15 protein-coding genes are annotated in these 14,486 nt (G+C 71.4%); 10 read left to right on the top strand and 5 right to left on the bottom strand.

Annotated elements, in window-relative coordinates:
• Window positions 1-41 precede the first annotated feature (41 nt).
• The 4 genes from H4281_RS32960 to H4281_RS32945 all read right to left on the bottom strand — a co-directional run bounded on the left by H4281_RS32960 (window position 42) and on the right by H4281_RS32945 (window position 3,956).
• Entirely contained in the window at window positions 42-1,085 is a 1,044-nt protein-coding gene (locus H4281_RS32960) for a hemolysin family protein (protein WP_037814302.1), read from the bottom strand.
• Entirely contained in the window at window positions 1,082-2,404 is a 1,323-nt protein-coding gene (locus H4281_RS32955; protein ID WP_446680394.1) for a hemolysin family protein, read from the bottom strand. Before H4281_RS32955 ends, H4281_RS32960 begins: the two co-directional genes overlap by 4 nt.
• A gap of 356 nt (window positions 2,405-2,760) precedes the next feature.
• Window positions 2,761-3,327 (bottom strand): TIGR03086 family metal-binding protein, encoded by a 567-nt coding sequence (locus H4281_RS32950; protein ID WP_182894757.1) that lies wholly within the window; start codon window positions 3,325-3,327, stop codon window positions 2,761-2,763.
• A gap of 41 nt (window positions 3,328-3,368) precedes the next feature.
• Complete coding sequence (locus tag H4281_RS32945) at window positions 3,369-3,956, bottom strand: TetR/AcrR family transcriptional regulator (protein ID WP_037814298.1); 588 nt, start codon at window positions 3,954-3,956, stop codon at window positions 3,369-3,371.
• Window positions 3,957-4,101: 145 nt separating this feature from the next.
• Between H4281_RS32945 and H4281_RS32940 the strand changes: the two genes are divergently transcribed.
• Genes H4281_RS32940 through pip form a run of 4 tightly spaced genes read left to right on the top strand, consistent with a single transcriptional unit; the run spans window position 4,102 to window position 6,990 of the window.
• Entirely contained in the window at window positions 4,102-4,458 is a 357-nt protein-coding gene (locus H4281_RS32940) for a hypothetical protein (RefSeq protein WP_237599573.1), read from the top strand.
• A 34-nt stretch (window positions 4,459-4,492) separates the two neighbouring features.
• Window positions 4,493-5,278, top strand: a complete 786-nt coding sequence (locus H4281_RS32935) for a WXG100 family type VII secretion target (protein WP_182894756.1) — start codon at window positions 4,493-4,495, stop codon at window positions 5,276-5,278.
• 24 nt (window positions 5,279-5,302) lie between these two features.
• Window positions 5,303-6,031, top strand: coding sequence for an ESX secretion-associated protein EspG (locus H4281_RS32930; protein ID WP_182894947.1), 729 nt, complete (start codon window positions 5,303-5,305; stop codon window positions 6,029-6,031).
• Window positions 6,032-6,042: 11 nt separating this feature from the next.
• Window positions 6,043-6,990, top strand: coding sequence for a prolyl aminopeptidase (pip, locus tag H4281_RS32925; protein ID WP_182894755.1), 948 nt, complete (start codon window positions 6,043-6,045; stop codon window positions 6,988-6,990).
• 98 nt (window positions 6,991-7,088) lie between these two features.
• Here pip and H4281_RS32920 read toward each other — a convergent pair whose 3' ends face one another.
• The gene (locus H4281_RS32920; protein ID WP_182894946.1) at window positions 7,089-8,288 is read right to left on the bottom strand and encodes a Glu/Leu/Phe/Val dehydrogenase dimerization domain-containing protein; all 1,200 of its coding nucleotides are present in this window, start codon (window positions 8,286-8,288) and stop codon (window positions 7,089-7,091) included.
• 120 nt (window positions 8,289-8,408) lie between these two features.
• Here H4281_RS32920 and H4281_RS32915 point away from each other — a divergent pair, with 120 nt between their 5' ends.
• The 6 genes from H4281_RS32915 (at window position 8,409) to H4281_RS32890 (ending at window position 14,481) form a co-directional block, all read left to right on the top strand.
• Complete coding sequence (locus tag H4281_RS32915) at window positions 8,409-9,335, top strand: LysR family transcriptional regulator (protein ID WP_182894754.1); 927 nt, start codon at window positions 8,409-8,411, stop codon at window positions 9,333-9,335.
• A gap of 271 nt (window positions 9,336-9,606) precedes the next feature.
• The gene (locus H4281_RS32910) at window positions 9,607-10,869 is read left to right on the top strand and encodes a glutamate-cysteine ligase family protein (RefSeq protein ID WP_182894753.1); all 1,263 of its coding nucleotides are present in this window, start codon (window positions 9,607-9,609) and stop codon (window positions 10,867-10,869) included.
• A gap of 62 nt (window positions 10,870-10,931) precedes the next feature.
• Window positions 10,932-12,281, top strand: a complete 1,350-nt coding sequence (gene egtB, locus H4281_RS32905) for an ergothioneine biosynthesis protein EgtB (RefSeq protein WP_182894752.1) — start codon at window positions 10,932-10,934, stop codon at window positions 12,279-12,281.
• 4 nt (window positions 12,282-12,285) lie between these two features.
• Window positions 12,286-13,050, top strand: coding sequence for an ergothioneine biosynthesis protein EgtC (gene egtC, locus H4281_RS32900; RefSeq protein ID WP_182894751.1), 765 nt, complete (start codon window positions 12,286-12,288; stop codon window positions 13,048-13,050).
• Window positions 13,047-14,018 (top strand): L-histidine N(alpha)-methyltransferase, encoded by a 972-nt coding sequence (gene egtD / locus H4281_RS32895; protein WP_182894750.1) that lies wholly within the window; start codon window positions 13,047-13,049, stop codon window positions 14,016-14,018. Before egtC ends, egtD begins: the two co-directional genes overlap by 4 nt.
• 46 nt (window positions 14,019-14,064) lie before the next feature.
• Entirely contained in the window at window positions 14,065-14,481 is a 417-nt protein-coding gene (locus tag H4281_RS32890) for a nitroreductase family deazaflavin-dependent oxidoreductase (RefSeq protein ID WP_050788444.1), read from the top strand.
• The last annotated feature ends 5 nt before the right edge of the window (window positions 14,482-14,486 follow it).

Genomic DNA, 14,486 nt, shown 5'->3' with positions numbered 1-14,486 from the left:
GGCGGCGCCGGGAGCGCCGGCGATCCGCTCGCAAGCCGCGCTCATGCCGCCACGTGGGTGCCGTCGCGCACGGTCCCCACGTACTCCTCGACGAGGTCTTCCAGCGCCACCACGCCGACCGCCGCGCCGGAGGCGTCGAGCGCCCGCGCGAGGTGGCTGCCTTCCTTGCGCATGGCCGAAAGCGCGACGTCCAGCCGCGCGTCGGACCGCAGTTCGGTGAGCGGCCGCGTCTTGTCGTCGGGCACCACCGTGTCGGGGTCCTGGCCGACCAGATCCAGAACGTCCTTCACGTGGATGTAGCCGGTGAGCGAACCGTCGTCCGTGCACACCGGGAACCGCGAGAACCCCGTGGTGGACACCGCTCGCTCGACGTCGCCGAGCGTCGGCCCGCAGGGAAGCGTCGTGAGTTCCGAGGTGGGCACCAGCACGTCCGCGACGGTCTTGGCCACCGACGACAGCGTCTGCGAAAGCCGCCGGTGCTCGGACTGGTCGAGCAGCCCTTCCTGGCGCGATTCGCTGAGCAACTCGGCGAGTTCGTCCGAGCTGTACGCGGTCTCCAGCTCGTCTTTCGGCTCCACCTTCATCAGGCGCAGCAAGGAGTTCGCGACGAAGTTGAGGAACGCGATGACCGGGTTCGCCACCTTGACCCACGCCACGTGCACCGGCACGAGCCACAGCGCGAGGCGCTCCGGTTCGGCGATCGCGAGGTTCTTCGGCACCATCTCGCCGATCAGCACGTGCAGCATGGTGATGAACGCCAGCGCGATCGCGAACGAGATCGGGTGCAGCAGCTGGTCGGGCAGGCCGAGCAGGTCGAAGAACCCGGACAGCCGGTGCGCGACCGCGGGTTCGCCCAAGCGGCCGAGCAGCAGCGAGCAGATGGTGATCCCGAGCTGTGCCCCGGCGAGCATCTGCGACACGTGCTTGCTCGCGTTGATGACGATCTGCGCGCGCGTCTTTCCCTGCTCCAGCAACGCTTCCAGCCGGTCGCGGCGCGAGGAGATCAGGGTGAATTCCGCGCCGACGAAGAACGCGTTGGCCAGCAGCAGGACCACGACGAGGGCGATGTTCAGCCAGTCGCTCACGCGCTCACCTCGCGTTCGGCCGGGCGCACCTGGACCTCGGCGACGCGGTGCCGGTCCATGCTGGTGACCGCGAGCCGCCAGCCGTCGACCTCGACGGCGTCGCCCTCGGCCGGGATCGCGCCGAGCCGCTCCAGGATCAGGCCGGCGATCGTCTCGTAGTCGCCCTCGGGCATCCGGAAGCCGGTGATGTCGCGGACCTCGTCCGCGCGCAGCTGCCCGGACACGAGCCAGCGGTCCGCGCCGAGCTGCTGCGCGGCCGGGGCCTCGCGGTCGTCGTGCTCGTCGCGGACGTCGCCGATGATCTCCTCGACCACGTCCTCCAGCGTGACCAGCCCGGCGGTGCCGCCGTACTCGTCCACCACGATCGCGAGCTGGTAGCGCGAATCGCGCAGCCGGTTCAGCAGATCGTCGCCGGGCAGCGATTCCGGCACCGTCGGCACCGGCCGCATCGCCGAGCGGATCCGCGTGGTCGCGCGGTCGGCGGCCGGGACGGCGAACGCCTGCTTGACGTGCACCGCGCCCTGGACGTCGTCGAGATCCTCGGTGTAGACCGGGAACCGCGAGAACCCGGTGCGCCGCGAGATGTCGATGAGGTCGTCGATCGTGTCGTCCACGGTGAGCGATTCGACCTGCACGCGCGGGGTCATCAGCTCGTCCGCGGTGCGGTCGCCGAACCGCAGCGACCGGTCCAGCAGCTCCGCCGTGGACGTGTCGAGCTTCCCGCTTTCCGCGCTGGAGCGGACGATCGAGCCCAGCTCCTGCGGCGACCGCGCGGAACGCAGCTCTTCCTGCGGTTCGATGCCGAACTTGCGGACGAGGAAGTTGGCGCTGTTGTTCATCAGCGTGATGAGCCAGCGGAACAGCGCCGAGAACCGGGCGTGGTAGCCGGAAACCGCGCGCGCGGTCGGCAGCGGCCGCGCGATCGCGATGTTCTTCGGCACCATCTCGCCGAGGATCATCGACAGGAACGTGGCCAGGACCAGCGCGACCGCCACCGCGACCCCGGACGCCGCCGAAGCGGGCAGGCCCGCGGCGTCGAGCAGCGGGCGGACCAGGTCGCCGATGAGCGGTTCGGCGAGGAAACCGGTGATCAGCGTGGTGAGCGTGATCGCGACCTGCGCGCCGGAGAGCTGGAAGCTCAGCGTGCGGTGCGCCTTCTGGACGGTGCGCGAACGCTTGTCACCGACCTGGCGGACATCCGCGTCGACGGTGCTGCGCTCGAGCGCGGTCAGCGAGAACTCGGCGGCGACGGCGAGGCCGGTGCCGATCGTGAGAAGGAGGAAGAGCAGCACGCCGAGCACTGAAAGCAGGACGTGGATCACAGCGCACCGTCCGGGACGCTGGAACGGACGGCGGGCGGGAAGCCGGGTCGGGCGGGACCCGGCCCGGTACTGTCACCGGGCGATGGCGCAGCGCGCACGGATGGAAGTCACTCCTCAGGCAAAACTGGTTTGTAGTGCGACGATGCCGACAATCGTACCGGGTCCGGACAGCCATGCCGCGACAGGACGCGAACCTGGCGCCGGATTTTCGCTCACCGCACGGCAAGGGCCGCCCGCTCAGCCAGCGATGTTCCGGCTCGGCCGGGGCGGCGTAGACAACCCCAACGCCGCATGGGGTGCGTGGGGGACGCACCGAACGCCGCATTGGGGCGGCTCTGTCCACTGTGGCGGGTTCAGCGCGGACGGCGGCCGAGCAGCGCGACGAGCCGGTCGGACGCCGCGGCGGTGCGGCCCACCGCGACCGGCGGGTCGAACAGCCCGAGCCCCTGCCAGTCGTCGACCATCGGGCGCAGCACGTCGAGCAGCCGCCCGGCGAGGCGGTCCGGGACCGGATTCGGGCGGCCGAGCGCGGTGGCGAGGTCCCAGCCGTGCACGGCGAGATCCAGCGTCATCTGCCAGCCGTACTCCTCGGCGGGCACCAGCCCGGACGAGACGTGCACGGTGCGGTGCGGCGCGCCGGGGGAGAGCCACGACTCGCGGGCGGCGCCGGACGCCTTCTCCCACGCCGAGAGCGGATCGTCGCCGAGGACGTCGCCGTCATAGCGGGCGCCGACCTCGTCGAGGGTCGCCCCGGCGAGCAGATGCGGCGCCCAGAGTTGTTCGACGGCGAGATGGTTCACCAGATCGTGGACCGACCAGCCGGTGCACGGCGTGCCGCGGGCCCAGTCGCCGGGACCGGCGGCGCGCACCGCGGCGTCGAACACGTCCAGTGCGCTGCCGTGGGCGGCGAGGAGATCCACGGGGCACAGTGAACACGAATCCGCGCGATCGCGCGGGGGACTTAACTCCGCGCGCCCGGCCGGTGCCGCCGCACGGTCTCCTCGACCAGGTCGAGCACCGGACCCAGGTCGTCGCCGGGAAGGCCCATCGCGAGGTGCGAGACGAGCCCTTCCAGCACCAGCTCCAGGAACGCGGTCAGCACGCTGACGTCGACGTCGTCGCGCAGATTGCCGGCCTTGCGCTGCCATTCGAGGCGGTCGCGGGTGGCCTCGGTCAGCTGCTGCGAGCGTTCCGCCCACCGGCCGCGGAACTCCGGGTCGGTGCGCAGCCGCCGCGACACCTCCAGCCGGGTGCCGAGCCAGTCCGCCGGGTGCTCGCTGTTCCCGGCCAGCAGATCGCGCATGACCTGGACCAGGCCCTGTTCGGCGACGACGTCGGCCATCCGCACCGCGTCGTCCTCGGCGAGGGCGAGGAAGAGCGATTCCTTGTCGCGGAAGTGGTGGAAGATGGCCCCGCGCGACAATCCGGTCGCTTCTTCGAGGCGGCGAACGGTGGCGCCCTCGTAGCCGTAGCGTGCGAAACACACGCGCGAGCCGTCGAGGATCTGCCGGCGGCGTGCGTCGAGGTGATCCTGGCTGACCCGTGGCATCCTGAAATCCTGACATCGAGGACCGGGTTCTCGCAATCCGTACGTACGTACTGTGACGTGTCGGCGGAACGGATGCGCGCCGTCACACTGGCGGGTTCTCGGCTGACACGACCGGGCCGGTTGACTACGCTGTGCACATCACGACGTGAGCACCGGAAAGGAAGCGGCCTTGGTCATCGGCGAGTCGGGCCGTGCGCGCGGCGGTTTCGCCATGGACGCGGCGGAGCTGACCGCGGTGATCCGGTTGTGGGAGGACCAGCTCGCCAAGATCGCCTCCGACGGCCGCGCGATCGACGAGATCCTCGCGGTCTTCGCCGCCCCCGGCGCGGACCCGGCGAGCGCGGAGTACGCGGCCGCCGGCGCGGACTCGCTGCGCACGCTGCGCGACCAGAACGAGGCGCTGCGCCGGTACGCCGCCGGATACCTCGACAAGCTGCGCACCGCGCGGGACCGGACGACCGAGGCGGACCAGGCAGGCGCCGACCTCGGTCGCGGCCGGTAAGCGGACGACCCCGGCCGCGCACGAAGGGAACCAGGTGGACGGCAAGCAGATCTTCGACAACTTCCGCGGCGGCGACACGTCCGGTTTGCGTGCCGCCGCTGCGAAGGTCCAGGAGCTTTCGGCGGCCTATCTGGAGCGCGCGCAGAGCGTGAAAGAGCTTCAGGAGCGGATGACGCGCTCGTGGACGGGCGACTCCGCGGACGCCGCGAAAGCGGGAGCGGGACCGGTCGAGGCCGGGTTCCGGGAGTCCGCCGATCCGCTCGACCTCACCAGCGCGTCGATGGACACCCAGGCCAGCAGCTTCGAAAGCTCGCGGCACGCGGTCGTCGACGTGCCGCTGCGCCCGGAGCGCCCGCAGCCGTGGGCCGGGCCGCTGCAGGCGGTGCTGCCCGCGTCGGCCGCGCCAGTGTCCTTTCAGGACGGCATCGACCGGTTCCACGGCGCGAACGAGAACAACGTCCGGGTGATGGAGCAGTACCACGGCGTCACCGCGAACACGAAACGCGTGCTGCCGAAGCAATACGGCCCGATCGTCCCCGACGGCGCCGCGGTCCGCCGGACCACCTCGGACAGCACGACCGCGCAGACCGCCGCGAGCCACGACCGGAACGGCCCCGCAGCCGCGGTCCTGCCCGCTCCGGCGAGCGAACCGTCCCAGCGCGGCTCGGGCTCCGCGGTCGGCGGCGCCCCCGTCGCGTCGGGCGGCCCCGGCGACGGCCTGCACCGGCGGCCCGAGTACCTGCTCGAATCCGATCCGGAGGGCGCGTTCGGGGCGGACCGTTCGGCGACCCAGCCGGTTCTCGGCGACGAGGAGGAGTAGCCGGTGGCCGATCCGGCGGGACGAGTGGATGTCCCGGTCGAAGCGCTCGCGGCGCTGGCCGAACGCGAGCAGGTGGGCCGGTTGCACGTGACGCTGCGGCCGGATCCGGCGTGGCTGTCGGAAACCGAGCGCGACGAGGCCGCCAAGCGGGTGGACGACGCGCTGGCGCTGGCCGGCCTGGTCGACTCGCGCGGCCGGGCCACTGTGGACTTCCTCGACTGGCTGCCGCTGCTCGTGCGCCCGGTAATCGAGTACTACGGCTGGGTCGCGACCGGCGACCGCACGTACGGGGTGCTCGCCGCGGCCAGCGGATTGCAGGCGGTGCTCGCGGTGTCGGACGGCGAACACGTCGGCGTCCAGGAAATCGACCGCGACCGCGTGCTGGAAACGCTCGTGGAGCAGTTGCCCGCGGTCGGCCCGGGCGGCGGTTATGTGCGCACGGTGCGCGTCGCGGACCTCACCGAAGCCGCCCGGCGCGGCGAGGACGCTTTTCCGTTGGACCCGGTGCTGTCGGACGTGCTAACCCTGGTGCAGCGTCCGGTGCACGGAAGCGGAGAGCTGTACGCGGGACGACGCGACGACGTCGGCCGGTACGTCCGGCTGGAAGAACCTCTGCACTACGCGGACACGGACTGGGGCCGGTACCTGAGCTACACCGTCGGGGCCGGGCCGGACGCGGAAATCCGGATCGGGCCCGCCGGCCCGGCTGAACTGTGCGGTGCGCTGCGGGCTCTGGAGCGCACCCTGAACTGAGGGGACGTTCGTTGCGCTATCCGGAAATCGAACCGTACGACAGCGGCCTGCTGGACGTCGGCGACGGACACCAGGTGTACTGGGAAACCTGCGGCAACCCCGACGGCAAGCCGGTAGCCGTCCTGCACGGCGGCCCGGGAACCGGCTGCAGCGAAGGCATGCGCCAATTCTTCGACCCGGCCAAGTACCGGATAGTCCTGCTGGACCAACGCGGCTGCGGCCGCAGCACGCCCCACGCAGGCGACACCGTCGAAGCACTGAAGGCGAACACCGCCAGCCACTTGATCGCCGACCTCGAACTGCTCCGGGAAACCCTGAGCATCCCCCGCTGGCAACTCTTCGGCGGCTCCTGGGGCTGCGTACTGGGCCTGGCCTACGCGGAACGGCATCCCGAACGCGTGACGGAAATAGTCATGATGGGCCTGGCCACCGACCGCCAGATCGAAATCGACCAGCTGACCGGCGGCCTGGCCGAAATGTTCCCGGAGGCCTACGCCCGCTTCCGCGACGGCGTACCGGAACCCGAACGAGACGGCAACCTCGCTGCGGCCTACTGCCGCCTGCTCGCCAACCCGGATCCAGCAGTCCACGAACCAGCCGCCCAGCGTTGGTGCGCCTGGGAATCCGCCATGCAACCCGGCGTCCCGCCCTCCCCGAAATTCGAAAACCCCCGCTTCCGCCTGGCCTTCGCCCGCCTGGTCACCCACTACTTCTCCCAAGGCTGCTTCCTGGAAGACGGCGGCATTCTCCGCGACGCGAACAAACTGGCCGGAATCCCCACAGTCCTGGTACAAGGAATCCTGGACCTGAGCAGCCTGGCAGGAACCCCGTGGCTGCTGGAACGCGCGATCCCCGGCGCAGAACTGATCCTGGTAGGCGGCGCGGGCCACACCACCGCAGTCCCCTCAATGGAAAACGCCCTGATCGCCGCCACGGACGAATTCGCCGCCCGTCCGTGAGGGCCGCCCTGAGGGAATCTGATTCCGTCAGGGCGGCCCGCACGGCCAGCCACTCGCCGAACCGCAGCCGACGCACCGGCGATCGAGGCGCGCAGCCGTCAGGGAATCATCAACGCAGGCGCTCCCAACGACCCGTGTGCCTCCGCGTTGCGAGCCTCCCGAACAGCCTCCGCCTGCCGCAACGCAGTGACCCTCGGCGGAACCCGATCCAAATGCCACTCCGCCAGCACCAACGCCACCTTGGCCTGCATCTCCGTCCGCAGCCGCAAGAACGAATCCGCCGGATCCGCCCCGACCTCCCCGAGCAGCAACCACCAGGCCCAAGCGGCGGCCCCGGCATTGGCGATGAAGTCCGGAATCACCGCGACCCCGCGAGCCGACAACGCCGCCTCGGCCTCGGGAGTCGTAGCCGCATTGGCGGCCTCGACAACCACCTTCGCCTTGACGAGATTCTCGTTGTCCACCCGCAACGCGTAAGAAATAGCCGCCGGAACGAAAATATCCGCCTCGGCAGCCACCACCGCCTCCCGCGGCAACGACTGCACCCCCTCGGGCAACCTTCCCCGGTCGACCTCCCCGAACCGATCCCGCAACTCCAGCAGCGCGGGCACGTCCAACCCCTCCGGGTCGTACAACGTCCCGGCAGCATCCGCGACGGCGACGACCTTCATCCCCGCCTCGTGCAGGTACCAAGCCGCACCGCCGCCCATCGTCCCGATCCCCTGAATGGCGACCGTCGTCTCCGGAACAGCCCAGCCCCAGGTATTGGCCGCCCCAAGACAAGCCTGCGCCACTCCATACCCGCCGATCACGTCCCCGAGCAACTGCCCGCCGGGAACCGGTGCGTTCAACCCGGCCTGAACCCGCCGAAGCGTCCGCGCCGGATCGGCCGACCGGCGGATCGCGGCGTGGTACGACTGCTCCAGCCCCAGCGTCGCGAAAACCTCGTCGATGAGATGCTGCGGCACCCCCAGGTCCTCGGCAGTCACCCAGCTGGCGTCGAGCCAGGGCCGCAGGAACTCGCAGAACCGGGTGAGCACGCCGGTGGCGCGCGGGTCCTTGGGGTCGAAGTCGATGCCGCCCTTCGCGCCGCCGACCGGGAGGTTGAACGCGGCCGTCTTGTTCGCCATGCCGCGCGCGAGGTCGGCCACCTCGTCGACGGTGCAGCCGGCGCGCATCCGCGTGCCGCCCGTGGCGACGCCGGAGACCAGGCTGTGCACGACCAGGTAGCCGTGCGCGCCCGTGACCGGGTCGGTCCACGTGAGCTTCATCAGCGGTTCGGCGATCCGCGGGTCCATCGAGCCACTCACCTCCTCGAGTCCTTGGCAGCGCCCTTCGCCGCCTGCTTCCGAGGGTGCTGCCACGGAAGGGCGCGCGTCTATTTACCGAATCTGGACGAAGTTGTTTAGGGTTCGTACATGGAGCTTTCGTTGCACCGCTTGAGGATGCTCCGCGAGCTGCACCGCAGGGGGACGGTCACCGCGGCCGCGGCGGCGTTGCATTACACCGCTTCGGCGGTATCGCAGCAACTCGCGCAGCTGGAACGCGACGTCGGCGCGAAACTGTTCGAACGGCTCGGCCGCCGGGTCCAGCTGACCGAACTCGGCATCCTGCTCACCGAGCACGCCGAGGAGATCCTGGGCTCGGTCGAGCGCGCGACGCTCGCGCTGGAGGAAGCGCAGGGCACCATGTCCGCGCGGCTCACGGCCGGGGTGTGGGCGTCGGTGGCGTCCGGCCTGCTGCCGACCGCGCTCACCGCGCTGGCCGCGGACTACCCGGGAATCCAAGTGCGGACGAAGGAACTGGCCCCGGAGGCGACCGCGGACGCGGTGCGGGACGGCACGCTGGACCTGTCGTTCGTCATCGACTACTCGGATGCCCCGATGGAGTGGAGCGACGGGCTGGAGCGCGCGGTCGTGGCCGTGGAACGGCTGCACGCGGCGGTCCCGGCGGGCGCGCTGCCGTCCGCCACGGTGCCGCTCGACGCGCTCGCCGAGCACCCGTGGATCCTGGCGAGCCCCAAGTCCCATTTCGGCCGCGCGATCCGGATTGCCTGCCACCGGCACGGTTTCCAGCCGAAAATCAATCACGAGGTCGAGGAACAGTCGACCGCGATGGCGATGGTGGGAGCGGGGCTGGGCGTGACCCTGGTGTCCGATCTGGGCCTGCGGCTGCTGCGCCCGCCGGGGATCGACGTCGTCGCGCTGGCTCCGCCGTTGCTGCGGACGGTGTCGATCGCGTATCGCCGCACGGAGATCCGGCGTCCGGCGCTGCATCTGGTGGTGGCCGCGGTGCAGGAGGCGGCGGCGGAGCTGGGGCTGGGGACTGAGCCCGCTTTGCCGTGAGCCCGGGGCGGGTCCTTGGTGTCGGGTTCGGCCGGGGGAACGGCGGCGGGCGCGGTGCCGAACCGGCCCGGCTTCCGACTTCCGGGGCGCCCCGGATGGAGCAGTGCCCGCCAGGGTGATCCGTTCGGCGAACTCCCAGGTCATCAGGGATTACGGGTTCCTTATCGTTCGCATCCGGCGCCGCGCGGCCCTGTTTTTGTCAGACCCCGCGTGTAGCGTCGCGAAGCGACGAGGTCCGGCCCCGCGGACCTCCCGATGTGGACGGCGACAGATGACAGCAGTGCACGATTTTCCGGACAGATCCGGGAGTGCGGCGAACCTGACCGCGCGGGTGCTTGCCGACCGCGCGGAAGGGGAGCGGTACGTCGCGTCAGTGTGTTTCAAGCACGGCCCGCCGAGACTGCTCGGGGTGGAACTGGAGTTCACCGTGCACCACGCCGGCGACCCGGTCCGCCCGCTCGACCCCGATGTCCTCGCCACGGCGCTCGGCCCGCACACCCCGCGGACGCTGCGCCCCGACAGTCCCGCGGTCCCGCTCCCGGCCGGCGCGCCGGTGAGCCTGGAACCCGGGTGCCAGGTGGAGATCTCCGCTCCGCCGCAGGCCTCGCTGCGTGCCCTGCACGCGGCTGTGGAGGCCGATCTCGCTCATCTCACCGGTCTTCTCGCCCGCCACGGCCTCGAACTCGGGGCCGCGGGCATCGACGAACACCGTCCGCCGCGGCGCATTCTGCGCACGCCCCGCTACGCCGCCATGGAACGCCGGTTCGCCCCGATCGGGGCGGGCGGCATCACCATGATGTGCAGTACCGCGGGCCTGCAGATCTGCGTCGACGCGGGCGAAGCGCACGAGGTCGCCGCGCGCTGGGCGGCCGCGCACGCGATGGGTCCGCCGCTGCTGGCGCTGTTCGCGAATTCCCGCGTGCACGCCGGATCCGACACCGGATTCGCGTCGGCGCGCTGGCTCGCGGTGATGGAAACCGAGCCGATCCGCACCCAGTCGCCCGAGCCCGGGGAAGACCCGGCGCGCGAATGGGCCCGGCGGATGATGGACACGCCGCTGATGGTGTTCCCGCGCGGCGAACGGCCGTGGGACGCGCCGGAAGGGCTGACCTTCGCCGAATGGATCGGCGGCCGGGGCGCGGCCACCGTGCTGCGCCGCCCGACGGCCGCGGACCTCGACTACCACCTCACCACGATGTTCACCCCGGTGCGGCCGCAGGGCTACCTCGAGCTGAGGTACCTGGACGGGCAGCCGCCGAGGGAATGGCTGCCGCCGGTAGCGCTGGTCACCGCGCTGCTGGCGAATCAGTCCACTGTGGACAAGGTGCGCGAGGTGTGCGCGCCCGCGGCGGGCCGCTGGGACGACGCCGCCCGGTGCGGGACGGCCGACGCGCAGCTGGCGGCGGTCGCCAGGGAGCTGGTGGAACTGGGCGTCGCCGAACTGCCCGCCACCGGGCTGCCCGAGGACACTGTCGCCGGGCTGGCCGCCGGGCTGCGGGCGCGGGCCGCCGGAGTGCCGCGCCAGGACCGATGAGCAGGACCGAGAACACCGCCGGGCCGGGAGCCCGGCGAACCGGACTCGAGGAGTCAGGAGCCATGAGCACCATCCCCGAACAGAACCCGTTGCTGGAGCTGAGCCCGCAAGACCTGCGGGCGCACGCGGCCGCGGCCCTCACCCGGGCGCGCGAGCGCAGCGTGGCCCTCACCGACGCGGTCGACGACGAGGACCTCGTGCGGCAGCATTCGAAACTGATGTCGCCGCTCGTGTGGGACCTCGCGCACATCGGCAGCCAGGAAGAACTGTGGCTGGTCCGCGACGTCGGCGGCCGGGAGCCGCTGCGGCCGGACATCGACGATCTCTACGACGCCTTCCAGCACGCCCGCGCGGACCGTCCGGCGCTGCCGCTGCTCGGCCCCGCCGAGGCCCGGGCTTACGTGAAGGAAGTTCGCGAAAAGGCGTTCGACGTCTTGGAAACCGCTCCGATGGAGGGACGGCGGCTCACCGAGAGCGCGTTCGCGTTCGGCATGATCACCCAGCACGAACAGCAGCACGACGAGACCATGCTGGCCACCCACCAGCTGCGCAAGGGCGAACCGGTGCTGCACGCCCCGGAGCCGCCGCGCGCGCCCGCCCGGAAGCTGCCCGCCGAGGTGCTCGTGCCCGGCGGCCGGTTCACCATGGGCACCACCGCCGAACCGTGGGCGCTGGACAACGAACGCCCGGCGCACGAGGTCGACGTGCCCGCCTTCGTCCTCGACACCACGCCGGTCACTTGCGGGGCGTACGTCGAGTTCCTGGAATCCGGCGGCTACCACGAGCAGCGGTTCTGGAGCGAGCCCGGCTGGGCGTACCGCCAGGAGCACGACATCGTCGCGCCCCGGTTCTGGCATCGCGAACCGGACGGCTGGTGGCGCACCCGTTTCGGCGTCCGCGAGCGGGTTCCGGAGAACGAGCCGGTCGTGCACGTTTCTTATTACGAGGCGGAGGCGTACACGCGCTGGGCGGGCAAGCGGCTGCCCACCGAGGCGGAATGGGAGAAGGCCGCCCGGTACGACCCGGAGAGCGGCCGGTCGCGCCGATTCCCGTGGGGCGACGAGGAGCCGACCGCCGAGCACGCCAACCTCGGGCAGCGCCACCTGCGCGCGGCCGAGGCGGGCGCGTACCCGGCCGGTGCGTCGCCGCTGGGCGTGCACCAGCTGATCGGCGACGTCTGGGAGTGGACGAGCACCGATTTCCACGGCTACCCGGGATTCTCCGCGTTCCCGTACCGGGAGTACTCGGAGGTGTTCTTCGGGCCGGAGTACAAGATCCTGCGCGGCGGGTCGTTCGGCACCGACGCGGCGGCGATCCGCGGCACGTTCCGCAACTGGGACTACCCGATCCGGCGGCAGATCTTCTCCGGCTTCCGGTGCGCGCGCGATCCGCGCCCGGGCGAGGCAGGGTAGCCGGATGTGCCGTCATCTCGCCTATCTCGGCGCGCCGGCGTCCCCGGCGGAGCTGATGTTCGCCGCGCCGCACGCGCTGCTCGTGCAGTCGTACGCGCCGCTCGACATGCGCGGCGGCGGTTCGGTGAACGCCGACGGCTTCGGACTCGGCTGGTACCCGGAACCGGGTGCGCCGCCGCAGCGCTACCGCCGTCGCGAACCGCTGTGGACCGATCAGACGCTGCCCGCGCTGGCCGCGTCGGTGCGCACCACGGCGTTCGTCGCGGCGGTGCGCAACGGCACCACCGGAATGCCGGTCACCGAGGCGGCCGCCGCGCCGTTCACCGAGGACCGCTGGCTGTTCAGCCACAACGGCGTGGTGCGCGGCTGGCCCGGTTCGATGCGCGGGCTGGCCGGGCGGCTGGACGTCACCGAGCTGTTCACGCTCGAAGCGCCGACGGATTCCGCACTGCTGTGGGCCTTGCTGCGCGCCCGGCTGCGCGCGGGGGAGGAGCCGCTCGAAGCGGTGACCGGCCTCGTGCGGGAGGTCGAGTCGGTCGCCCCGGGCTCCCGGCTGAACCTGCTGCTCACCGACGGCGAACTGCTCGTCGGCACCGCCTGGACGCACGCGTTGTCCGTGCGTCGCACCGAAACCGGCGTGGTGCTGGCGTCGGAGCCGTGCGATCCGGACCCGGCCTGGACCCCCGTGCCCGACCACCACGCCGTGCGCGCGACCGCGGCCGGCGTCGACGTCCTTCCCCTGACCCTGGAACGGAGCACCGCCCGATGACCGAAGCGGACCTGGAGAGCCATCGCCGCGACGTGACCGCCGAACTGCGCGCGGACGTGCGCGAGGGGCTCACGGCCGACCAGAAGTGGTTGCCGCCCAAATGGTTCTACGACGCCGAAGGCAGCAAGCTGTTCGAAAAGATCACCGCGCTGCCGGAGTACTACCCGACGCGCAGCGAGCGCGAGGTGCTCGCGCAGCGGGCGGCCGAGATCGCCGAACGCAGCGGCGCGCACACGCTCGTCGAGCTGGGGTCGGGGTCGAGCGAGAAGACCCGGTTGCTGCTGGACGCGCTGACCGCGCACGGCACGCTGGAGGCGTTCGTGCCGATGGACGTGTCGGAAACCGCGTTGGCGGAGGCCGCTGCGGCGATCACGGCGGACTACCCGAAGCTCGAGGTGCGCGGGGTGGTCGGCGACTTCACCCAGCACCTGCAGCTGCTGCCCGGCGCCGCGCCGCGGGTCGTCGCCTTCCTCGGCGGCACGATCGGCAACTTCCTGCCCGACGAGCGTGCCGAGTTCCTGCGCTCGGTGCGGGACGTGCTCGGCGAAGGGGAGTGGCTGCTGCTCGGCACCGACCTGGTGAAAGACCGGGAAACGCTGGAACGGGCCTACGACGACGCGGCGGGCGTCACCGCGGCGTTCAACCGCAACGTGCTGCGCGTGATCAACGCCGAACTGGGCGCGGATTTCGATCCGGACGAGTTCGACCACGTCGCGCACTGGGACGCCGACCACCGGTGGATCGAAATGCGGCTGCGCGCCCGGCGCCGGACGGAGGTGCGCATCCCCGGCGCGGACCTGATCGTGCCGTTCGCCGAGGGCGAGCACATCCGCACCGAGGTGTCCGCGAAGTTCCGGCCGGACGGCGTCGAGGCGGAACTGAACGCCGCCGGGTTCGCGCTGGAGCGATGGTGGACAGACTCACAGCAGCGGTTCGGGGTGAGTTTGGCAAGATCAGTGCGTGCGTAACCCTCTCGCGGCGCTTGCCCGCAAGCTCGGCGCCCAGCCCCGGCTGATGGGCGCCTCGCGCGCCATCATCGCGACCGACCGGCAGCTGCACCGGTGGTTCGGCGGCCGGATCAGCCTGGTCGGCCTGGCCGGGCTGCCGTCGCTGCGCCTCACCACCACCGGACGGCGCAGCGGCCTGCCGCGGAGCACGAACTTGCTGTACTACCCCCACGGCAGCGAGTTCGTGCTCACCGGCTCCAACTGGGGCCGCCCGAAGAACCCGGCGTGGACGCACAACCTGCGCGACAACCCGAAGGCGACGGTCGCGCTGCGCGGCCGCGAGATCGAGGTCAAGGCGCGGGAGCTGGAAGGCGCGGAATACGACCGGATGTGGGCGGAACTGCTCGAATTCTGGCCGGGCTACGAAATGGAACGCGACGCGGCGGGGCGGGAGCTGCCGGTCTTCGTGCTGACCCGCTGCTGAGCGGA

This window comes from Amycolatopsis dendrobii (assembly GCF_014145675.1).
Classification (GTDB): domain Bacteria; phylum Actinomycetota; class Actinomycetes; order Mycobacteriales; family Pseudonocardiaceae; genus Amycolatopsis; species Amycolatopsis dendrobii.
This window is presented reverse-complemented; position numbering and strand designations above follow the sequence as displayed.